Source organism: Flavobacterium aureirubrum (genome assembly GCF_038739835.1).
Classification (GTDB): Bacteria; Bacteroidota; Bacteroidia; order Flavobacteriales; family Flavobacteriaceae; genus Flavobacterium; species Flavobacterium aureirubrum.
This window is the reverse complement of sequence record NZ_JBCGDO010000012.1, coordinates 18358-40915: the sequence shown is the minus strand read 5'-3', so window position 1 is coordinate 40915 and position 22558 is coordinate 18358. Positions and strand designations below refer to the sequence as shown.

The 22558-nt window shown below is 33.8% G+C and carries 22 protein-coding genes and 1 pseudogene; 12 read left to right on the top strand and 11 right to left on the bottom strand.

Annotated elements, in window-relative coordinates; genetic code table 11:
- Positions 1-12 precede the first annotated feature (12 nt).
- The 5 genes from WFZ85_RS09950 to WFZ85_RS09930 all read right to left on the bottom strand — a co-directional run bounded on the left by WFZ85_RS09950 (position 13) and on the right by WFZ85_RS09930 (position 4477).
- Entirely contained in the window at positions 13-1170 is a 1158-nt protein-coding gene (locus WFZ85_RS09950; protein ID WP_342696146.1) for a DUF481 domain-containing protein, read from the bottom strand.
- Between the two features lie 61 nt (positions 1171-1231).
- Positions 1232-1414, bottom strand: coding sequence for a CAL67264 family membrane protein (locus WFZ85_RS09945; protein ID WP_342696145.1), 183 nt, complete (start codon positions 1412-1414; stop codon positions 1232-1234).
- 68 nt (positions 1415-1482) lie between these two features.
- Complete coding sequence (locus WFZ85_RS09940; protein ID WP_342696144.1) at positions 1483-1614, bottom strand: hypothetical protein; 132 nt, start codon at positions 1612-1614, stop codon at positions 1483-1485.
- Between the two features lie 215 nt (positions 1615-1829).
- On the bottom strand, positions 1830-3176 hold the full coding sequence (locus WFZ85_RS09935) for a M28 family peptidase (protein ID WP_342696143.1): 1347 nt from the start codon (positions 3174-3176) through the stop codon (positions 1830-1832).
- A gap of 98 nt (positions 3177-3274) precedes the next feature.
- Positions 3275-4477 carry an aminotransferase class I/II-fold pyridoxal phosphate-dependent enzyme gene (locus WFZ85_RS09930; RefSeq protein ID WP_342696142.1) on the bottom strand — a complete coding sequence of 401 codons (1203 nt, stop codon included), beginning with the start codon at positions 4475-4477 and terminating at the stop codon, positions 3275-3277.
- 173 nt (positions 4478-4650) lie between these two features.
- Between WFZ85_RS09930 and WFZ85_RS09925 the strand changes: the two genes are divergently transcribed.
- Positions 4651-5103, top strand: coding sequence for an Lrp/AsnC family transcriptional regulator (locus WFZ85_RS09925; protein ID WP_342696141.1), 453 nt, complete (start codon positions 4651-4653; stop codon positions 5101-5103).
- A gap of 2 nt (positions 5104-5105) precedes the next feature.
- Here the strand turns inward: WFZ85_RS09925 and WFZ85_RS09920 are convergent, their stop codons facing one another.
- Positions 5106-6773, bottom strand: coding sequence for a putative transporter (locus WFZ85_RS09920; RefSeq protein ID WP_342696140.1), 1668 nt, complete (start codon positions 6771-6773; stop codon positions 5106-5108).
- A 71-nt stretch (positions 6774-6844) separates the two neighbouring features.
- Entirely contained in the window at positions 6845-8449 is a 1605-nt protein-coding gene (gene pckA / locus WFZ85_RS09915; RefSeq protein ID WP_342696139.1) for a phosphoenolpyruvate carboxykinase (ATP), read from the bottom strand.
- Between the two features lie 376 nt (positions 8450-8825).
- Between pckA and lpdA the strand changes: the two genes are divergently transcribed.
- On the top strand, positions 8826-10229 hold the full coding sequence (gene lpdA / locus WFZ85_RS09910) for a dihydrolipoyl dehydrogenase (RefSeq protein ID WP_342696138.1): 1404 nt from the start codon (positions 8826-8828) through the stop codon (positions 10227-10229).
- 60 nt (positions 10230-10289) lie between these two features.
- Here lpdA and arsB read toward each other — a convergent pair whose 3' ends face one another.
- The 4 genes from arsB to WFZ85_RS09890 all read right to left on the bottom strand — a co-directional run bounded on the left by arsB (position 10290) and on the right by WFZ85_RS09890 (position 12849).
- A complete protein-coding gene (arsB, locus tag WFZ85_RS09905; RefSeq protein ID WP_342696137.1) occupies positions 10290-11321 on the bottom strand; it encodes an ACR3 family arsenite efflux transporter in 1032 nt (343 codons plus the stop codon).
- A gap of 1 nt (position 11322) precedes the next feature.
- Positions 11323-11937, bottom strand: coding sequence for an arsenate-mycothiol transferase ArsC (locus WFZ85_RS09900; protein ID WP_342696136.1), 615 nt, complete (start codon positions 11935-11937; stop codon positions 11323-11325).
- Between the two features lie 78 nt (positions 11938-12015).
- Positions 12016-12489, bottom strand: a complete 474-nt coding sequence (locus tag WFZ85_RS09895; RefSeq protein WP_342696135.1) for a DUF6428 family protein — start codon at positions 12487-12489, stop codon at positions 12016-12018.
- Positions 12490-12525: 36 nt separating this feature from the next.
- Positions 12526-12849 (bottom strand): ArsR/SmtB family transcription factor, encoded by a 324-nt coding sequence (locus tag WFZ85_RS09890; protein WP_342696134.1) that lies wholly within the window; start codon positions 12847-12849, stop codon positions 12526-12528.
- Between the two features lie 135 nt (positions 12850-12984).
- Here WFZ85_RS09890 and tpx point away from each other — a divergent pair, with 135 nt between their 5' ends.
- From tpx to WFZ85_RS09840, 10 genes and pseudogenes are all read left to right on the top strand, one after another.
- Complete coding sequence (tpx, locus tag WFZ85_RS09885; RefSeq protein WP_342696133.1) at positions 12985-13482, top strand: thiol peroxidase; 498 nt, start codon at positions 12985-12987, stop codon at positions 13480-13482.
- 7 nt (positions 13483-13489) lie between these two features.
- Positions 13490-13864 (top strand): diacylglycerol kinase, encoded by a 375-nt coding sequence (locus tag WFZ85_RS09880; RefSeq protein WP_342696132.1) that lies wholly within the window; start codon positions 13490-13492, stop codon positions 13862-13864.
- Between the two features lie 34 nt (positions 13865-13898).
- Positions 13899-16334: a DNA translocase FtsK gene (locus WFZ85_RS09875; protein WP_342696131.1), complete on the top strand. Its 2436-nt coding sequence runs from the start codon at positions 13899-13901 to the stop codon at positions 16332-16334.
- A complete protein-coding gene (locus WFZ85_RS09870) occupies positions 16327-16977 on the top strand; it encodes an outer membrane lipoprotein periplasmic chaperone LolA1 (protein ID WP_342696130.1) in 651 nt (216 codons plus the stop codon). The genes WFZ85_RS09875 and WFZ85_RS09870 overlap by 8 nt, the downstream gene beginning before the upstream one ends.
- 9 nt (positions 16978-16986) lie before the next feature.
- A pseudogene (locus WFZ85_RS09865) lies at positions 16987-18396 on the top strand (LptF/LptG family permease); the annotation flags it as partial.
- Positions 18397-18869: 473 nt separating this feature from the next.
- Positions 18870-20003 (top strand): 3,4-dihydroxy-2-butanone-4-phosphate synthase, encoded by a 1134-nt coding sequence (gene ribB / locus WFZ85_RS09860; RefSeq protein WP_342696128.1) that lies wholly within the window; start codon positions 18870-18872, stop codon positions 20001-20003.
- Positions 20004-20917: 914 nt separating this feature from the next.
- Positions 20918-21676, top strand: coding sequence for a hypothetical protein (locus tag WFZ85_RS09855; RefSeq protein WP_342696127.1), 759 nt, complete (start codon positions 20918-20920; stop codon positions 21674-21676).
- A 132-nt stretch (positions 21677-21808) separates the two neighbouring features.
- Positions 21809-22111: a DUF5675 family protein gene (locus WFZ85_RS09850; protein WP_342696126.1), complete on the top strand. Its 303-nt coding sequence runs from the start codon at positions 21809-21811 to the stop codon at positions 22109-22111.
- 3 nt (positions 22112-22114) lie between these two features.
- Positions 22115-22330, top strand: coding sequence for a hypothetical protein (locus WFZ85_RS09845; RefSeq protein WP_342696125.1), 216 nt, complete (start codon positions 22115-22117; stop codon positions 22328-22330).
- The gene (locus WFZ85_RS09840; protein ID WP_342696124.1) at positions 22317-22493 is read left to right on the top strand and encodes a hypothetical protein; all 177 of its coding nucleotides are present in this window, start codon (positions 22317-22319) and stop codon (positions 22491-22493) included. The genes WFZ85_RS09845 and WFZ85_RS09840 overlap by 14 nt, the downstream gene beginning before the upstream one ends.
- The last annotated feature ends 65 nt before the right edge of the window (positions 22494-22558 follow it).

The window sequence follows — 22558 nt, the reverse complement described above, 5'->3', positions numbered from 1 at the left end:
TTAAAAATGATTTTATTTTAAATCAAGTAAAAAGGAAAGTATCGGACCATAATCGATTTCACTATTCTTTCCTTGGATTCTTTTGTTGTCGAAATTGAAGTAGAAAGAGAGTTGCAACTTAAAATTGGTTACAAACTCCCATGTTAGATCAGTAGTAGCATCAAATCGGTATCTGCTCGTTTCTGTAATTCCAACAAAAGAACTAAGATTTGTTGACGCAGTTAAATTAGGCTTTAGAAAACTATAAATAGTATGATGTAAAGTGGCTTGCCATTCAAGATAAGAGTTAAACTCATTTAGTTGAATATTCTTTTCGAAGTTTTGAAGAATACCTGTAAAAACTTGCAACTTTTGTATCTCGGTTAATACAAGATTATTACCTGCACCAATACCAAATGAAAACCTAGCATCAATACCCAATTCATCATTTCTGTTAAAAGAACTTTGCTCATAGACAAACCATTTTTTTTGCAAGGCATAAAATGCCTCTAGTGAGAACTGAATTCTTTCTGAAAAATCTGTATTACCAGTGGAAGTAGATATATAAGAAAAGGTGTTGATAAATCGCCATCGTGGAATAACATAGTACAAATTACTTTCTGCATTTATTCGAAGCACATCCGAAGATTTAGTATAACTCACACCACCACCTAAATCACCTTTAAATCGTCTATACCATTCCGATTCAAGTGCATAAATCCTTGAAATATTTTGAAATTTCAAATGTTGTTTAGGTGTGCTTAGCACTGTGATTTCACCACTATTAGATGATTCGATAATTCTTCCTTTAAAAATTTCTCCGCGGGTAGTTTCTACACGATAGAGCTTGCTACCACAAGCAATAGATTTTATCTTATACCATTTAACATAAATGATACCTGGTCCTTGAGCATCAAAACGCATCCGTCCCTGTTCAAAAGAAATAAATTTACCAGATAGTTTATCACCATTCGTTAGATATAAAATATCAGGAGTTTCAATTTCATGTTTATCTAAATTCGAAATAAGCTGTAGAGATTCATCAGGCTTTTCATCAGAAATAGAGTCTATTATTAATCTATTAGTAAGATTAGAATTCTTATGATTGTTGCTTGCATCAGTTTTTTGAGCACATAGGAGTTCGGGGGAAATCAAAATTAATAATATCGATACTTTTATATATTTTATCATTACCGAATAAAAACAATCTTATAAAACATCTAACAATTGATGAAACTTTAACGTAAAGTTACTAAACTCTTCCTTTAAGCGAACTAAATACCCATGCGTTGGCTAAAAAACCTACACCAACCGTCGCAAATCCCCATCCTGCAACATCTGCATAGCGGTATATTCCTAAACCTATTAAAACTAATCCCATAATGATCATAATAAAGGTTGCCCATCCTAAAACGGTGTTTTTATTCATTCCCATAGTTTGTGAAATTTAATTTTGGAACTGCAAATATCAATAAAAAATTATGAATTGTAATTTGATGTTGATTATTTATCATTAATGCCATCTTTCATTACAAAAACAACATTTGTAACTGTGCTATTTTTTTCTGTTGGCTCAAAATCAGTACTAATATCTTCTATAAACTTAAGCTCAATTACACCGATTTTTTTGTCCATGTTCACTAGTTATGCATTGCTAATAGTTGCGGACGAAAGCGTTTTCATCAGTGACACTCCAGCTACTGATATGTAAATTAAATATTTGTCATTTTCAACCGACTTGAAAATTACAATATAAGTGTAAAATGCTAGTACTGCTCCTTTGCACAACATTGAAGAAAAACTCAAGTCTTATCTAGAAAATAAGCCGAATAAATAATGTCTTAATGCTATTACTTCGCAGTACTTCTAATTACTGAAGATGGAAAAACCACTACACTTTCATGTCCATTTTTATAAACAGTAGCCACACCAAAATTATAATTATCAATAACAATACCTGACAGAGTAAAAGTATTTACATTACCTACAAATCGACTGTTTTCCCAATGTGCAGCTGTGGTCAATCGCCAATAAATTTTATAACCAGCAATGTCATTATCATCGCTAATTTCCCATTTTAAGATGGTACTTGGAGCAACAGCACCACCAATTGCAACATTTTTTGGTGGCATTGGAGACCAACCCATACTAGCTAATACAATAGCATTTACGGCGGTAAGCTTTTTTGCATAATCAAAATTAACGCCTTCTATAACATCACCATATTTTATTCCATTTTCTACTCTATTATTTTGATGTTGACGGTTGTAATTTTCGTGAGCTTCCATTATTCGCACACCAGCATATCCCAAATCGTTAAAAGGACGATGATGACCACCACGGCCAAAACGGTCTAAACGATAGACCATCATCGGGTTCATTTCAGGCATATAGGTCGTTACTGTTTTGTAAATGTACCGCGCTAACTGTCGTGATATTCCATCTACTTCACCGCCATAAAATCGACGTTGATTGCGTTCTTTCTCAGTTTCTGTAACAGGAGTTGGTTCAGAAAAAATGCGAAAAGTTCGATTATCAATAACGCCATCATCGCCTTCAATATTGCCTATCATATCATTGTTTAAAACGCCTATGATTTCCCAGTTATTAGCTTTGGCATACTCGGCAACACCTTTACCTCCGAAAAGTCCTTGCTCTTCGCCTGATAAACCAAGATACACTATACTATTTTCAAAGGAGTATTTCGAAAGTACACGAGCAGCTTCCATAGTTCCTGCCATTCCTGAAGCATTATCGTTTGCGCCAGGTGAATCATTTTTGTAATCCATTGTATCAGAATTGCGACTATCAATATCACCACTCATTATAATGTAACGGTTAGGATATTTGGTTCCTCTTTGTATGGCAACTACATTCACAACATAAGCTTCTTTTGGAATTCTATCGCCGTCTTTTGGGGTTACTAAATCTTTTTGATAAAAAACCTCTAAACAGTTATTACAAGATTTACTGGTTTTATCAAATTCTGCTTTAATAAATCGTCGAGCTGCGCCAATTCCTCTTGTATTTGAAACAGTATCACTAAAGGTATTTCTGGTCCCAAAATCAGCTAGAGTTTTTATATCCTTTGCGATACGTTCTGCCGAAACGCCATCAATAATAGCATATAAGCGACTGTCTGTTTGAGCCGAAAGTAAACCTGTAAAAAGTAATAATCCTAATAGTTGCTTTTTCATAACATTTTTTAAAGTCATAAAATTACGAAAATAATGCTCGACGTGACACAAAATAAACTAATGCTACGATTTAAGTTAAAACTTAAAAACGCTGCTGATTATATTATATTTAATTCCTTCATGCACTGTTTCATCATTTGATAAGTTCGTTCAATATCATTATCCAAGCCAATTGAAAACCGAATTAACCCATCGGTTAAACCCATTTGAATTTGTTCTTCCAATGGTATTTCGGAAGAAGTTGAAGTGCCTGGCGCACTAAATAGCGTTTTATAAAATCCTAAACTTACTGCTAAATAACCCAAATTACGATTTTGCATCAACTCCATCAACGCATTTGCTTTATTTAATGTTCCAACATCCATAGTCATCATGCCACCATAACCATACTCGTGATTAATCATAGTTGCATACAACAGATGACTTGGATGACTTTTCAATCCTGGATAAACAATTTTTAATCCATCGTTTTCAAATTTTTGAGCCAAGAACATGGCGTTGTAACTGTGTTGTTTCATTCGGATATGAAGCGTTCGTAAATTTTTCAAAATACTAGCACTTCTTAAACTATCCATCGTTGGACCAAGTAACATGCTAGCACCATTATTTACATTTTTCAAATCATTTATAAAATCTTGACTTGCGCAAACCACACCGCCAACAGTATCACTACTTCCATTTATAAATTTTGTTAAACTATGAATAACCACATCGGCACCCATTTGGGCTGGCGCGACCGAAAGTGGAGAAAAGGTATTGTCTACAACTAATTTTAGATTGTGTTTTTTGGCAATTTTTGCCAAACTCACAATATCAGCAACTTCGAGCAACGGATTACTCACTGTTTCGCAATAGAGTACTTTCGTATTTTTTGTAATCGCATTTTCCACAAGATCAAGTTTGGTAATATCTACAAAATGGGTTTTAATATTCCATTTTGGCAACATGTTTTTCATAAAGGCATAAGTTCCACCATAAATTGTTCTACTAGAAACAATTGCATCGCCAGCAGAACACAATTGCAATAAAACTGGTGTAATTGCGCCCATTCCTGATGCTGCTACGTTAGCACTTTCTGTACCTTCCATTGCTGCTAATGCTTTGCCTAAATACAAGTTCATGGGTGAAGAATGTCGGGAATATAAGTAACAACCTTCGGCATTTCCTTCGAAAGTATCAAACATTGTTTTTGCAGAAAGAAATGTGTAGGTCGAACTATCTGAAATGGATGGATTTACGCCGCCAAATTCACCAAAATATTGTAAGTCTTGAATTTTATCGGCTGGATTAAATTTTCTCATTTGTTATGATTTTTATACAATTTTAATCAAAGTTGGTAATAATTAGATTTTAAATCAATAGTAAATAATATTTTTAGTTTTTTAATCTAATTAACGTTTATACTTTGGATAAAAAATCTATATTTGACATAAATTAAACTGATTTGTAGATTTTAATTCAAAAAGGGGGAAATATGGATGCCATCGATAAAAAATTATTGAGATTACTTCAAGAAGACACAAAAAGTACTACAGCAGCATTATCGCATAAACTCAACCTATCAGTAACTGCGGTTTACGAAAGAATAAAAAAATTGGAACGTGAAGGAATAATTGACAAATATGTGGCAATATTAAATCGGGATAAAATCAATAAAGGATTTGTTGTTTTTTGTCATTTAAAACTACTACAACATACGCAAGAATTGATTACTAAATTTGAAAAAGAAGTAATAAAACTTGATGAAGTTCTAGAGTGCTATCACGTTAGCGGTGATTATGATTATATTCTGAAAGTCTGTTTGAAAGACATGGATGAATACCGAGATTTTTTGGTTAAAAAATTAACAACTTTACAACATATAGGTAGCACGCATAGTACTTTTATGATAGGTGAAGTTAAAAATACAACAGCTTACTTCATATAAAACTAACTGAAAAATAGAATTAAAAGTTGCGCTGCTACTATCCTCAAAATCATCGTTAATGGATAAACCGTGGCATAAGTAGAAGATGGAATATCATTTCCTGCAATCTTCAATGCAAAAGTTAGCGCTGGTGGATCAGTTGAAGCGCCAGCTAAAAGTCCGCAGATTTCGAAATACGATTTTTTAAACCACGTCATGGCTATAACTCCTACCACTAATAATGGCAAAATGGTAATAACAATCCCCATACTAATCCAAATAAACCCATTGCCACTGGCAAAAGCTTCTGCCACTTTGGAGCCACTGCCTAAACCCACACTAGCAAGGAAAAGCGTTATTCCAAGTTCGCGTATCATTAAATTTGCACTTGTGGTAGTATAATTATTTAAGTACAGTTTGTTCCCAAATCGGCTTAATAATAAAGCTACAATTAATGGTCCGCCAGCTAAGCCAATTTTTACTGGAACTGGTATATTTGGAATTTGAAAAGGAATACTACCAAAAACAATCCCAATAACAATTCCCATAAATATGGGTGCTAAATCGGGAACTTCAAGGCGTTTCATAGAATTTCCTAAAATTTTAGTAATGTTTGCCAATCCTTCTTTGGTTCCTACTACTTTAATTATATCACCAAGTTGTAGCGCGATGTTACCATTTGGAACCATTTCAATTCCTGCTCTACTCAATCGGGTAAAAGTGAAGTCGTGTTGATTTATTTCGGGAATATCACCTAGTCGTCTATGCGTAATTTCTTTATTGGTTACCACTACACGACTAGAAACTAAGTTACTGTTCATGGCAGTTTTTAAATCCATGTCACTTTCAGAACCTATTAGTAAATGTAGTTTATCAAAAAGATGTTGTGGTGCCACGATTAGCAATACATCGCCTTCGGCTAATACTTCATTGGGTGTTGGAGTTATTACTTTTCCGTGATGAAACATTCTGGAAACTACAATATGCGTAGGTAGCATTTCAAAAATGGTATGTAATGAAGAACCTATAAGTTGTTTGTTTTCTAACTTCAAATGTTTAGAAATTACTTTGTCTTTGTTTGTATTATTGATTTCTTCGTGCTTCTGGGTTTCAGTTTCAATGTTTACTTTAAATATTCGTTTTAAAAGTAACATGGCTATTATGATACCAAAAACACCAAATGGATAAGCCACTGCATAAGCCAAAGTGACCATAGAGTTATCTGTATCTAAGTGGTGTAAATTACTCAATGTGGTTTGAGCAGCACCAAGTCCGGGCGTATTTGTCACGGCACCACTCATTACGCCAGTCATTAGACCGATAGAATTATTGAAAAGAAAAAACAACAATATTGTAGTGAGCACCCCTAAAATAACTATCAAACCAGCTAGAATATTTGAAACTAATGCGTTTTTGTTAAGCGAAGCAAAAAAACCAGGACCAACCTGAAGTCCAAGCGTGTAAACAAACAAAACAAGGCCAAATTCTTTTAAAAAATCTTTCAATTCAGGATTGACAGAAACACCCATGAACGAAAAAAATATTCCAATAAATAATACCCATGTAACTCCTAACGAAATTCCGAATATCTTTATTTTTCCTAACCAAATTCCAAACGCAATAACCAAACTAAAAATGATTATGGTTTGCGGAATAGACTCTTCGATAAACAAATCTGTTATCCAATTCATGGTTTTTTTATTAAAAGTAATTTCAATGGAAAGTTACCATTATTTCGATTGAAATTACAAAAGAGATTTAATTAAACTTGTGGACCAGCAGGAACCAATCGTTTTCCTTCTTCAGTATCAGTATACTGTTGGAAGTTTTTGATATAACGTGCTGCCAAATCTTTGGCTTTACGTTCCCATTCTGCTTTGTCTTTGTAGGTATCTCTTGGGTCTAATAAACCTTCACTTACTCCTGTTAGCGCAATTGGAATTGTCAAATTAAGGAAAGGAATATGTTTTGTTTCGGCTTTATCAATTTCACTATTGATAATGGCATCAATGATGGCTCTTGTATTTTTAAGTGAAATTCTTTTGCCTGTTCCGTTCCAACCCGTATTTACCAGGTAAGCTTTTGCTCCGTGTTCTTTCATTTTTCCAATTAATGTTTTAGAATACATCGTTGGGTGTAATGTTAAGAACGCTTCACCAAATGCGGGAGAGAAAGATGGTTCTGGTTCCGTAATTCCTCTTTCGGTTCCGGCTAATTTTGAAGTATAACCACATAAAAAATGGTATTGTGCTTGGTCATCATCTAAGATTGATACTGGCGGTAAAACCCCAAAGGCATCAGCAGAAAGATAAATGATTTTACTTGCATGTCCTGCTTTTGATGGCAATACAATTTTTGTAATGTGATAAATTGGATAGGATACTCTTGAATTTTCGGTTATAGAATGGTCAAAGTAATTAACTTCTCCATATTCATCTACAACTACGTTTTCTAATAAAGCATCTCTTTTGATCGCTCTCCATATATCGGGTTCGTTATTCTCTGTTAAGTCAATAACTTTGGCATAACATCCACCTTCATAATTAAATACTCCCTTATCATCCCATCCGTGTTCATCATCTCCTATTAAATATCTCTTTGGATCAGCAGATAAAGTCGTTTTTCCTGTTCCAGAAAGACCGAAGAATATAGCGACATCGCCAGCTTCACCCACATTCGCAGAACAGTGCATAGAAGCCATTCCTTTAAGTGGAAGGTAATAATTCATCATGGCAAACATTCCTTTTTTCATTTCACCACCATACCAAGTACCGCCAATGATTTGGATTTTTTCGGTTAGATTAAACAATACAAAGTTCTCAGAATTTAAGCCTTGTTCTTTCCAATTTGGATTGGTAGATTTTGAACCATTCATGACTACAAAATCGGGTTCACCGAAAGTTTCTAATTCATAAATAGAAGGTCTAATGAACATATTGGTTACAAAATGGGCTTGCCAAGCCACTTCCATTATAAAACGCACTTTTAGTCTAGTATCGGCATTGGTACCACAAAAAGCATCAACCACATAAAGTTTGGGAGAAGTTGAAAGTTGTTCTAAAACCAGTAATTTTAAGTCATCCCAAACTTCCTTAGTCGTTGGAAAATTAACTTTATCATCCCAGTAAATAGTATCTTTAGTAATATCGTCTTTTACAATATATCTATCTTTAGGTGAACGACCGGTAAATATCCCTGTTTTTACAGCAACAGCGCCAGTGTCAGTCAAAGCACCTTTTTCAAATCCTTTTCTTTTATGAGAAACTTCAGCTTGATACAATTCTTCATAAGATGGATTATAAACTACTTCATGGTAACCCGTGATGCCTAAATCGTGTAATTCCTTGATAATTCTAATGTTTTTCATAATAGATAGATTTTATGTTTTTATTTTGCTCGTAAATAAGTACTTAACTTACACTCCAAAGTTCGTGCTTTTGACTAGCGAAAAAACTGATATTTATCATAAAAAAAATAAATCTACGAAAACGTTTTCTTTGACTAGCAAGGATTACAGCGCTTTTTCGTTAACACCATTCAACTGCTGAACGACAGCGACTGCGAACTAAAATTTTCTATTTTTCAAACATCATTTTATCAAAATTGTTAAAAGATAACATCAAAAAAAAGAGACCAAATTCGTCAAATCTTAAAAAAATAATAAACAGTTATTTAGAAATTAAAATACCAAAAAACATTTGTAGTTTTGCAATACTAAAACAAAAACACACAAAAATTAATTTATGAGTTCATTTGACGTTGTAATTATAGGTTCTGGTCCAGGCGGTTATGTTGCTGCAATTCGTTGTGCACAACTAGGTTTTAAAACAGCAATTATTGAAAAATATTCCACTTTGGGTGGAACTTGTCTAAACGTAGGATGCATTCCTTCTAAAGCGTTGTTAGCCTCTTCACACCATTACGAGGAATTGCAACATTTCGCTGATCATGGTATTGAGGTATCAGATGAAGTGAAAGTCAACTTAGAAAAAATGATTGCCCGAAAACAAGCGGTTGTGGATCAAACATCTGGTGGTGTAAAATTTTTGATGGATAAAAATAAAGTAACCGTTTTTGAAGGATTAGGTTCTTTTGTTGATGCCACTCATGTCGCTATTGTAAAAGCCGATGGCACTTCGGAAACGATTGAAGGTAAAAATATCATTATTGCAACCGGTTCAAAACCCTCTACTTTGCCTTTTATCAAATTAGATAAAGAACGAATTATTACCTCAACCGAAGCCTTAAAATTGCCTGAAGTTCCAAAACATTTAGTAATTATTGGCGGTGGTGTTATTGGGATTGAATTAGGACAAGTTTATCTGCGTTTAGGTGCACAAGTTTCAGTAGTAGAATTCATGGACAGAATTATTCCAGGAATGGACTCGAGTTTGTCAAAAGAATTAACCAAAGTGTTAAAAAAACAAGGCATGAAATTCTACGTTTCACACAAAGTGAAATCAGTAGAAAGAAAAGGAAAAACAATTGCAGTTCAAGCCGAAAATGCCAAAGGAGAACTAATCAGTCTTGAAGGCGATTACGCTTTAGTATCAGTTGGTCGTCGTCCATACACTGACGGATTAAATGCCGATAAAGCTGGAGTTAAAATTACAGATAGAGGAATGGTTGAAGTAAACGACCATTTACAGACCAATATTTCAAACATTTACGCTATTGGTGATGTAGTTCGTGGTGCCATGTTAGCACACAAAGCCGAAGAGGAAGGCGTAATGGTTGCTGAGATAATTGCAGGTCAAAAACCACATATCGATTATAATTTAATCCCAGGGGTGGTTTATACTTGGCCAGAAGTGGCTGCTGTTGGAAAAACAGAAGAACAATTGAAAGAAGCTGGTGTTTCCTATAAAGCAGGAAGTTTTCCTTTTAAAGCATTAGGAAGAGCGCGTGCTGGTGGAGATTTAGACGGTTTTGTAAAAATACTAGCCGATGCTAAAACGGATGAAGTGCTGGGCGTTCACATGATTGGTGCTCGTTGTGCCGATTTAATTGCTGAAGCCGTAACTGCGATGGAGTTTAGAGCATCTGCCGAAGATATTTCAAGAATGTCTCATGCGCATCCAACTTTTGCTGAAGCCATAAAAGAAGCAGCACTTGCCGCTACTGAAAATAGAGCATTGCATGTTTAGTAAAAAACTTTAATTTGATATAAGAAGAAGCCGTTTCATAACCTGAGACGGTTTTTTTTATTAGTGGTAGTATTTCTTTCGCAACCAAAATGCAACATTTACTAAAATTATCAATGCGGGAACTTCTACCAAAGGTCCAATAACTCCCGCAAATGCTTGACCACTATTGATGCCGAAAACTCCAATGGAAACAGCGATGGCCAATTCAAAATTATTGCCCGAAGCGGTAAATGATAAAGCCGTAGCATCGCGATAATTAGCACCAATTTTCTTGGACACAAAAAACATTAGAAAAAACATAATCGCAAAGAAAATAACTAATGGAAAAGCTATTCTCAAAACATCAAGCGGTAAATCAACAATCATCTCACCTTTTAGGCCAAACATAATTATAATTGTAAACAAGAGCGCAACTAATGTAATTGGTGAAATAAAAGGAGTGAATTTTTGGTTAAAAAATTTATCTCCTATATATTTTTTTATAAAAAACCGACTGCTAATGGCTAAAACAAAAGGGATTCCAAGATAAACACCAACGGTTTGTGCAATTTCTGTTATGGTAATATTTAGTTCTAATCCTTTTATCCCGAAAAATGGCAACATGATTTCGAGATAAAAGTAGGCGTATAAACTAAAAAAAAACACTTGCAATAAACTGTTAATTCCAATTAAACCGGCAGTTAATTCACGATTCCCTTCTGCTAATTCATTCCAAACAATGACCATAGCAATACAAGGCGCAATTCCGATGATGATTAATCCTGTCATATATTCTGGATAATCTTTAAGAAAAAAAGTCGCTAATAAAAACATTAGAAATGGGCCAACAATCCAAGTTATAAAAAAAGATGCTGCTAGTAACTTTGGTTTTGCAAACATTTTGGGCACTTGCGAAAAATCAATTTTGGTTAACGGAGGATACATCATTAAAATTAATCCAATTGCCAGCGGAATATTTGTAGTTCCTGATGAAAAGGAATTTATAAAATCGGCTGAATTGGGAATGAAATAGCCAATTCCTACCCCAATTATCATGGCTAGAAAAATCCAAAGTGTTAAAAATCGGTCGAGAAATCCTAATCGCTTTTTCATACTATTTATGCTTTAATTGACTAAAAACAAAATACATCTCCGAGGCAATTTGCAAACTGCGTTCGGCATATTTTTCGTTCATAAGTTCGGTTCCGTCGAATGCTTTTGGGTCGTCATATTTTATGGGAAATCGCGCTTCAGCACCAAAAACCATTGGACAACCTTCATCTGCATTATTGCAAGTCATAGTGGCACCGAAGTTACTTTTCGGATTAAAATCATCAAAATACGCTTTTGAAAAACAGATAATTGGATGTTGATTGTAATCAAACTTCACCGCATAAACAGGATTTTGTTCTTCGCTTAATTTTTGTACCTGAAATCCTTGATTAACTAATGTTTCAGCAACTTTTAAAAACATAGCTGTAGCTTCCGTTCCACCAGAATAGCAGTAAACATTTTTAATCCCAAAATGAAATGCCATGGTTTGTGCCCAAATCTGAGACAAATGACTTCTTCTTGAATTGTGAGTGCAAATAAAATTCAGCCGAATTTCTTCATCGGCGCCAACTTTATTTTGAATGTAATTAACTAATGGTTGCAATATTTCTACTCTTTCTTTTGAAATAGAAATTTTTTCTACAATTTTGATAGTTTTTGATAAATTTTCTAGCATAAAAGATTTTTTAACCGCAGAGTGGACAAGGTTTTACGCAAAGTTCACAAAGCATTTATTAATGCATACTTCTATTTTTTAGCAACAACCCGAATTAGGCGTACAAGAAGTTTCCTTTTGTTTCCACTCACCTATTCTGACTTTCACTTTTTCATCAGGAATACCACAATTATCTTTCGCTAAACAATCAGTTAACATAGATTTTAATTGAAAATTTGCTCCATCAAAATCCAACCTAAATTTTCCAATGGTTTCCTTCATTTGATATTCAACTTCAATTTCTAAATCAGGAATTTGAAGCTTCACTTCTGATAATTCAATAATGTGAAGCAGTTTCTCAGGATGCAATCTGTGGTCATAATCGTGAGCTTCCCAAAGTTGAAAATTAGCCACTTCTTCAGTGCGAACAATGCCACCACAATCAATGAAATGTTTTGTGATTTTTCCAACTTCTGTGACATGAAAATGACTTGGAACCAATTCGCCGTTTGGTAACTGAAAAGCAATTTGTGAACGATTTTTTAATCGAATCTTTATTTCTGAAAGTCTCATTTTATAGGTAATTAGTGATTAGTAAAAAGTAAAAAGTTAGCAACATTTGTTCTTTAATTTATGACGTATAACTCCAAAATGATTTTCAATTTTATCAATAGTATCAGGATTTATGCAATAGCAAATAGCTGTTCCTTCAATCGTTCCTTTGATGATATTGGCATTTTTTAATGCTGCAAGATGTTGAGAAATAGTTGGTTGTGCAAGCGGTAATTCGTTCACAATATCGCCACAAATGCAAGTATCAACTTTTAATAAATAATCAACGATAGCAATTCTGGCAGGATGCGACAGTGCTTTAAACAATGTAGCCATTTCGTTGTCCTTATCTGAAAATGACCCTGATTTTGATGCTCCCATTTTTTTTATAATTATAATATTGCAATATTACGATATATAAATAAACTATACTAAATAATCTTGTTTTAATTTCAAATCTAAAAAAACTAATCCGAAATTATTTCATACTTTTGAATTCTAAAAAAATCAAATAAAATGGCATCAATAACATTAGGAGGAAATCCAATAAACACCAATGGTGAATTACCAAAAGTAGGTTCAAAAGCACCTGATTTTAAATTAGTAAAAACCGATTTATCAATAGCACCGTTAGCTGATTATGCTGGAAGTAAATTGGTTTTAAATATATTTCCAAGTATTGATACGGGAACTTGTGCTACTTCAGTAAGAACTTTTAATGAAAAAGCAAGTACGCTGGAAAACACAAAAGTGCTATGTATTTCGAGAGATTTACCATTTGCGCAAAAGCGTTTTTGCGGTGCAGAAGGATTAGAAAATGTAGAAAATCTATCTGATTTTAGAGACGGAAGTTTTGGTAAAGATTATGGTTTAGCAATGGTTGAAAGTGTTTTAGCTGGTTTACACTCAAGAGTGGTTATCATTTTAGATGAAAATGGTACAGTAAAATATGCTGAACAAGTTCCAGAAATAGCTGACGAACCTAATTATGAAGCGGCTTTAAACTCGCTTTAAACGACAAATGGAATTTCAAAAAGACAACTCCTTTTTCTCGGGTCGCTTCAAAAGTATCGGCTTTGCATTTAAAGGAGTATTTAAACTTATTACGACTGAACATAGTGTAATGGTTCAAACTTTCCTAGCTTTTATTATGGTTATTGCTGGGTTTCTTTTTGAAATTTCAAGAGTTGAATGGATGATGCAAATTTTAGCTACGGGATTAGTTTTAGGTATTGAAAGTTTAAATACTGCTATAGAAAAAATAGCCGATTTTGTTCATCCCGAATTTCATAATCGAATAGGATTTATAAAAGACATTGCTGCTGGTGCCGTTATGTTTGCTGCATTTGCAGCGATTGCTGTGGGTTTACTTATTTATGTCCCTAAATTTTTGTAAAAGTTCAATCATTTTATAACATTATTTCTTATCGATGGCAAAAACAGTTAAAAAAGAAACAAATACAAAGGAAAAAGATCCAAGTGAAGACTTAAAAATTCTAAAAACTAAAAAACAGTACCGTGCTTTGGCTGGTTTTCTTTTAGTTCTTTTGTCCATTGCTTTTTTAGTTTCTTTCATTTCTTTTTTCCTTCACGGTCAAGCAGATCAGAGTGCTGTAGATAGTATTACAAATCGCGATGAAGTAGTACAAAATTGGTTGGGAAAATTTGGTGCTTATCTTGCAGACCTCTTTATTTACCGCGGATTTGGTGTTGCTTCCTTTCTTTTTGTAAAACTGATTTTCCTAAGTGGCGCGTTTCTTCTTTTAGATTTACCTATTCGAAAACTCAAAAATACTTGGTTTTGGGATTTATTTGCCATCACAATTATCTCAATACTCTTTGGCTTTTTTGCCACCACGATTCCAGAATTAGGCGGAACAATCGGCTATGAAATGAACTTATTCTTTCAAGATTATATAGGAAAGACAGGTACTATCCTACTGTTAGCTTTCTTACTAATAATTTATCTTATTTTTAAAATTAAAATGTCTCCTGATGCTGTTAAAACTTTTTTTGAAAAGAAAAGTAAAAATAATAGCGGAGAAGTAGCTTCAATGCAAAACACCTCGACTGGAACAGACTATAATTTAGAGGAGTTTGCTATCAACGAAGAAGAAGAAATAGAAGAACCAATAATTAAAACTTCGCAGTTTGAAATCAATAAAGAAGCCTTAAAGCCAACGATTGAAAATGCTTCCGAAATTAATTTAGAACCCACCATCAAAACGCCCGTTTTACAACAAGAACCACAGCGAATTGAAACTAATGATGAGGCCTTTGTTATTGAAGTTGCAAATGATGAAGATGTTATGGAAGAAAACTTGGCCGCCAAACTTGTGGAAGATTTTGGCTTGTTTGACCCAACATTAGAATTGTCCAACTATAAATTCCCTACTATTGATTTATTGAAAGAATATTCATCTGTTGGGATAACGATTAATCAAGAAGAACTGGAAGAAAACAAAAATAGAATTGTTGAAACCCTTCGAAATTATAAAATAGATATCGCTCAAATAAAAGCCACTGTTGGACCATCAGTAACGCTATACGAAATTGTACCTGAAGCTGGAATTCGTATATCAAAAATTAAAAGCTTGGAAGATGACATCGCGCTATCATTATCCGCATTGGGAATTCGTATCATTGCTCCTATTCCTGGAAAAGGAACTATTGGAATTGAAGTTCCAAACAAAAATCCAACAATGGTTCCAATGAAAAGCGTTATCTCATCGGCTAAATTTCAAGAAGCGGAAATGGAATTACCGATTGCGTTGGGAAAAACCATTTCAAACGAAACCTTTGTAGTTGACTTGGCTAAAATGCCTCACTTATTGATGGCTGGAGCAACAGGACAAGGAAAATCGGTTGGGCTGAATGCAGTATTAACTTCAATTTTGTATAAAAAGCATCCTGCAGAAGTAAAATTTGTTTTGGTTGATCCTAAAAAAGTAGAATTGACTTTATTTAATAAAATTGAACGCCATTACTTAGCTAAACTTCCTGACACAGAAGATGCCATCATAACAGATAATAACAAAGTAATTAATACGCTGAATTCGCTGTGTTTAGAAATGGACAATCGTTATTCCTTGTTAAAAGACGCAATGGTGCGAAATATTAAAGAATACAACGAAAAGTTTAAAAGCCGAAAACTAAATCCTGAAAATGGTCACCGTTTTTTACCTTACATAGTTTTAGTAGTTGACGAGTTTGCCGACTTGATTATGACCGCTGGAAAAGAAGTTGAAACACCTATTGCTCGCTTAGCCCAATTAGCTCGTGCCATTGGAATTCACCTGATAATTGCTACTCAACGTCCATCAGTAAACGTTATTACAGGTATGATTAAGGCAAACTTTCCCGCTCGAATTGCTTTTAGAGTTACTTCAAAAATAGATTCAAGAACAATCCTTGATACTGGTGGTGCAGACCAATTAATAGGTCGAGGTGATTTATTATTTTCAAATGGAAATGATTTAGTTCGTGTTCAGTGTGCCTTTGTTGATACACCCGAGGTTGAAAAAATTGTAGATTATATTGGCGCACAAAAAGCGTATGCAAGCGCTTATTTACTTCCTGAATATGTAGGAGAAGATGGCGGTAGTGTTAATTTAGAATTTGATATTTCAGAAAGAGACAGTATGTTTAGAGATGCCGCCGAAATAATAGTAACTGCACAACAGGGTTCGGCATCATTATTGCAGAGGAAGTTGAAATTGGGTTACAACCGTGCTGGTAGATTGATTGATCAATTGGAAGCAGCCGGAATTGTTGGCCCATTTGAAGGAAGCAAAGCAAGAAGTGTTAACATTCCTGATTTGACCTCGCTTGAACAATTTTTTAACAATGAACAAAACAATGCATAAAATTTTCAACATTCTGTCTATTACTCTGTTATTGCTCTTTTCTTTAACAAGTAACGCACAAGATAAAAAAGCTAAAGAATTACTTGATCAGGTAACTTCTAAAATCAAATCTTATAATAATATTGCTATTGATTTTAAATATACACTTAACAACAGTAAAGAAAATATCAACAAAGAAAGTAAGGGAAATTTGCTTTTGGAAGGCAATAAATATGTTCTAAACTTTATGGGCGTTACTAAAATATACGATGGTAAAAAAAGCTACACCATTGTTCCTGAAGATGAAGAGATAACTGTTTCAAGTTTAAATGATAAAGATGAGAATGCTATTACTCCATCGAAAATGCTAACTTTTTTTAACAGCGGCTATAAATATTACTGGGATATTCCGCAAGATTTAAAAGGAAGAAAAATTCAGTATATAAAGTTGGTACCAAACAACCCAAAAGACCAACGTAAAGAAATATTACTGGGTATAGATTCTCAAACAAAAAATATTTACAACGTTATTGAGATTGGCAAAAACGGTACTAAAACAACGCTCACTGTTAATTCTTTTAAAACCAATCAACCTTTATCAAAAAATCAGTTTACATTTGTTGCGAGTAAATACCCAAATTACTACATCAACAAAATAGACTAAGCACATAAGGTGAAAATACTTGACAGGTACTTATTAAAATCCTTTCTCATTACATTTACAACGGTATTTGTAATTCTATTTTTCATCTTTGTACTGCAAGTTGTTTGGTTATTCATATCGGAATTAGCTGGTAAAGACCTTGATATATTTATGATTATCAAGTTTTTACTATTCAAAATGCCAAGTATCATTCCGCTTGTACTTCCTTTATCCGTTTTATTGGCTTCGATCATGACCTTTGGTAGTTTCGCTGAGAACTATGAATTTGCTGCCATGAAGTCATCGGGAATTTCGCTTCAACGTGCTATGCGTAGCTTAACTTACTTTATCATTGTTTTAAGCATCGTTGCCTTTATATTTGCCAATAACGTTATTCCTTATGCCGAATATAAATTCATTAATTTTAGAAGAAATATTGCTCAAGTTAAACCCGCAATGGCTATTGCCGAAGGACAATTTAGCGAAGTGGGACTTTACAATATTAAAGTTGAAAAAAAATCAGGTGAGAATGGTAGATTTTTAAAACAAGTAACCATACACAAAAAATCAGTTTCAGGCGCAGGAAGCAATACGGTTATCAAAGCAAAAACAGGGGAATTGATTAGCAATGAAGACTCCAATGTTTTAAAATTAGTACTCAAAGATGGTAACTATTATGAAGATATTATTCCTAAAAAATATGAGGAAAGAAATAAAGTTCCTTTCGCTAAAAGTGAATTCAAAAGGTATGTAATCAATATTGATTTATCGAAATTAAATAAAACTAATTTAGATGAAGAGCAAATTACTAATACTAATACAATGCTAACTACTGGTGAATTAAAATTCACACTTGACTCTTTAGAGAGAAATTACAAAAAAGAATTAATATCCTATTCAGAAAACATAAATCAACGAGCAACTTTTAGTAATAAAACATCATCTTTTAACACTAGTGGAACTAATTTCAGTCAAAAACCAATTTTATCAAATTATAATAATCCTGAAAAAATCAATATTCTTAAAGTAGCAAGTAGTAATATTGAAGCTATTTATTTTAGTTTAGAGACATCTAAATATGAAATGAAAGACAAACAAAAAAACATCAATCAACATTGGATTGCATTGTATGACAAGTTTGTTATTGCTTACGCCTGTTTATTGATGTTCTTTATCGGAGCACCACTTGGAGCTATCATTAGAAAAGGCGGCTTGGGATTACCTATTGTATTTGCCATTCTCATTTTTATCGTCTTTCATTTTATAAATACTTTCGGAAAAAAAGTAGCTGGGCAAAATGAATTAACACCGTTTTTAGGATGTTGGATGTCTTCTTTTATACTAACTCCATTCGCTATTCTACTAACTAAAAGAGCGACTGATGATAAAGGCTTTAGTATCAATTTCGATGGGATAACCTCTTTTTTCAATCGTTTATTTCCAACAAATTCATCTGACGCATTACAACCACAAATCGCAAATGCTGGATTGGCTGAAAATCTTGATGCTGAGAAAATAAAAACATTTGTGAATGCTGATCCAATCGGCTCTAAAATTGATATAAAATCCGAAACAGAAAAGGAAATAAAATCAATTGAAATCATTTCTGGACATTATAATAATTTCAGTAAAATTGCTATGTTATGTTATTTTATTTTATTTGGACTAATTGTAAATGGAATAACTGATAATATAGTCCTTTTAATTGCAACACTAGTTATAGCTGGGATTTTCTATTTCACTTTATTCAAATCGCAACAACAATTGATTAAAATTAGCGATAATGCTAATAAAAAAGTTGACCTAAATTTGTTCATAATTTTAGCTGCTGGTTTCCCGTTTTATCCACTTTTTTTCATTTACAATAAACTATTCATACACCAAATAAACTTAGCCTCAAAAAATACCCATTAATGGAAATAGATAATATACAACTCAACACTATAGAAGAAGCGATAGAAGATATTCGTCAAGGCAAGATAATAATTGTTGTAGATGATGAAGATCGAGAAAATGAAGGTGATTTTTTGGCTGCTGCTGAAATGGTAACACCGGAAATGATTAATTTCATGGCAACCCACGGTCGAGGATTAATTTGTGCTCCACTTACCGAAAAACGCTGTCAAGAATTAGAGCTACACTCGATGGTCAAAAATAATACTGATCATATGGAAACTGCTTTTACGGTTTCGATAGATTTAAAAGGACAAGGTGTAACAACAGGAATATCAGCAGCTGACAGGGCAAAAACTATACTTGCTTTAGTAAACGAAGAAACAAAACCATACGATTTAGCCAGACCTGGACATATATTCCCTCTCACAGCCAAGCAAGGCGGTGTTTTACGCAGGACTGGTCATACAGAAGCAGCAATTGACTTTGCCCGACTTGCTGGGTTCAAACCTGCTGGAGTTATCGTTGAAATCATGAACGAAGATGGAACTATGGCTCGTCTACCGGAATTAATGATTGTTGCGAAAAAATTTGGATTAAAATTAGTTTCCATCGAAGCTTTAGTTGCATATAGAATGCAACATGACAGTTTAATCATCAAGAAAGATGATTTCGAGATAGAAACTCGATTTGGGAAATTTCGACTTAGAGCTTACTTGCAAACTACAAATAAACAAGTTCATTTAGCATTAACTAAAGGTACTTGGAATGTTGGAGAACCTATTTTAACACGTATTAACTCCACCCAAGCCAATAATGATATTCTCAATACATTGACAAATGATGTTGACAAAAAACTTGATGATATGTTCAAAAGAATCAATGAAGAAGGTAAAGGTGCTATTTTATTTATAAATCAAGAAACAAACTCATCAGACCTAATTAACCGTCTAAACGAACTAAAGCAGCTACAAAATAAAGGCATTATTAAAGCACCACAAATCAAAATGGACGTCAAGGATTTTGGAATTGGCGCTCAAATTTTACATGATATTGATATTTCAAAAATAAGATTGGTGTCCAATTCTACTCAAGCCAAACGCGTTGGAATGATCGGATACGGCTTAGAAATTACAGAGTATGTGTCTTATTAGTTAGGCCTTCCGACCCTAATTTAACTTCAACTTTTAGTTAATGCAGTAATGACATTTAAAAAACTGTTTCAATGTAGTTTAGTTTTTTAGATTATAAATAAACATTACAAGTTAGGTTTGTGAACATTACAATTTTCGAGAACAACAAAGTATATACCCAATTATATTTTATAACAAACAAAAAAACCCTAACTAATTGATATCCAATTGTTAGGGTTTTAATTCTGCGGAGAAAGAGGGATTTGTCTGCTACAAAAGCCACCAATAAAATCAATACTTCGCAAAGCATTTAATTTAAGTGACACCTCGACTGACACCTCTTTTATAAGGTTACTATTATTCTAAATTCAAAGTAGTCAAATATAAGCATAAATATTTGAATATTAAAGCATCAAGACTAAAATTTGAACTGGTTATTTAGGTGCTTAGATATGCTTTTTTTGATTAAAATTTGTTTTTGTATTTCTCCAATCTTAACCAAAAATCAAGTGAGTTACTTGTTCATATTTTATGCCACTATATGTACAGAACTCTTCAATCGTTAGAAACTCATTTTCGAGCTTATTGAGGTCTTTTTTTATCTTTTGCATTAATCTAGTACTTTGACGATAACTCTTGCCTGTTATTCGTTGTATGTCCTTCGGATAGATGCAAACCCTCTGATTATTCAATTTCATACTTTATCTATACCTTTGATATAGCTATGCTATACTTCTGACGTGCAATTTAGTTATAATGACCCGTTTTTATGTTCATTTGAGACACTTGTGTCGATTTTGGACATATGGTACACTTGTTACTTTTTATTTAATGAAATGCTTTGTAAACTTTGTTTTAATCATTCAAAATGTGGTTGCAACTGATTGAAAGAATGAAGGAGATTTTAGATGAATGTTTAACAAAATTTTGAAGTTATGGCTAGACAGAAAGGCATAATTAAATTGAAAGGTACTATCGGAGATATTACTTTTTACAAAACGCAAGATGGTCATTTGGCTCGTGAGAAAGGTGGAATTGATGCGAGCAGAATTGCTAGTGACCCTGCGTTTCAGAGAACGCGAGAAAATGGAGCTGAGTTTGGACGTGCTGGAAAAGCCGGAAAGATTTTGAGAACTTCTTTGAGAGCTTTGCTTTTGAATTCTGCAGATAGCAGAATGGTAAGTAGACTAACCCAAAGAATGGTAAAAGTTATCCAAGCTGATTTGGTAAGCGAAAGAGGTTTGAGAAATGTGATTGATGGTGAGGCAGAATTACTTGCTGGTTTTGAGTTTAACATTCGTGGGAAACTTGGAACTAGTTTGTATGCTCCATTTGTAGCAACAATTGATCGTACTGCTGGAGAAATTTCAGTTGATATTGCTTCGTTTATTCCTGCTAATATGATTGCTGCACCAAGTGGAACAACTCACTTTAAAATTATTTCTGGCGGTGCGGAGGTAGATTTTGAAGCTGAAACGTTTGTTGTTGCTACTTCTGAAACTGCAATTTTGCCGTGGGATGCAGCACCAACAGCTGTTATTAACCAAGTGAATGCTGTTACTGCTGCTAGTACTAAACCTTTGTTTTTGGCATTGGGAGTTGAATTTTATCAGCAAATTAATGGGCAGATGTATCCTTTGAAAAATGGTGCATTTAATCCATTGTCAATTGCGAAAGTTGATAGCGGCGTTTAATGAGTGCTCAGTCACAGTTGACAGTATTCAGAGATGATACTTAACTTAACTAGAACCTATTTCCCTGACGGAACAAATGGTAAACTCGAATGCGAAGGCAAATTTATTTGTAACACCATTGAATTGCCGTAGATGATGAACGAAACGAAGGTTTCCTGTGTTCCGGAAGGGAAATATTTTATTAGAAAGCGATACAGTGCAAAATACAAATGGCATTTGGAATTGGTGAATGTAGCGAATAGAAAGTTTATTCTTTTTCATCCTGCCAATAATGCTCAAAAAGAATTGCAGGGTTGTATCGCTCCAGTTACAAAACTTTCTGGACCTGGTTTAGGTTTGATGTCGAGAAAAGCTTTTACGAAGCTAAAAAACTTTGTTTACAAAGCTTTGGACAATAAAGAAAGTGTCAAAATACTAATTCAATCTTTAAAATAGATTATGAAAAAAATACTAAATAGAGCAAAAGCTCCCACGCCAAAGTTTTTCAAAGTGCTTCGAACTGTTGGGTTGGCATTGGCTGCCGTTGGAGGAACTATTTTAGCTGCTCCTATAGCTCTGCCTGCCATTGTAACTACCATTGGTGGTTATGCTACCGTAGCTGGCGGAGTTTTGTCGGCTACAAGTCAGCTTACTACAACTGATGACAGCAAATAACCCCACATTGATGGGAACTGCTGGAGGTACATTTTTAAGTATTGTACCTAATCTTTCCTCTGATGATATTGCCAAAACGGTTATCTTAGCTACTGTAGGAGCAATTGTCAGTTTTACGATTTCGTTACTGCTTAAAAGCCTTAATAAGAAGCACAAAAAATAGTCTAATTCTATCCCGAAGTTTCGGGAGTGGTGACCTTTGGGTTAAACAAATTGAAAGCCCAAACC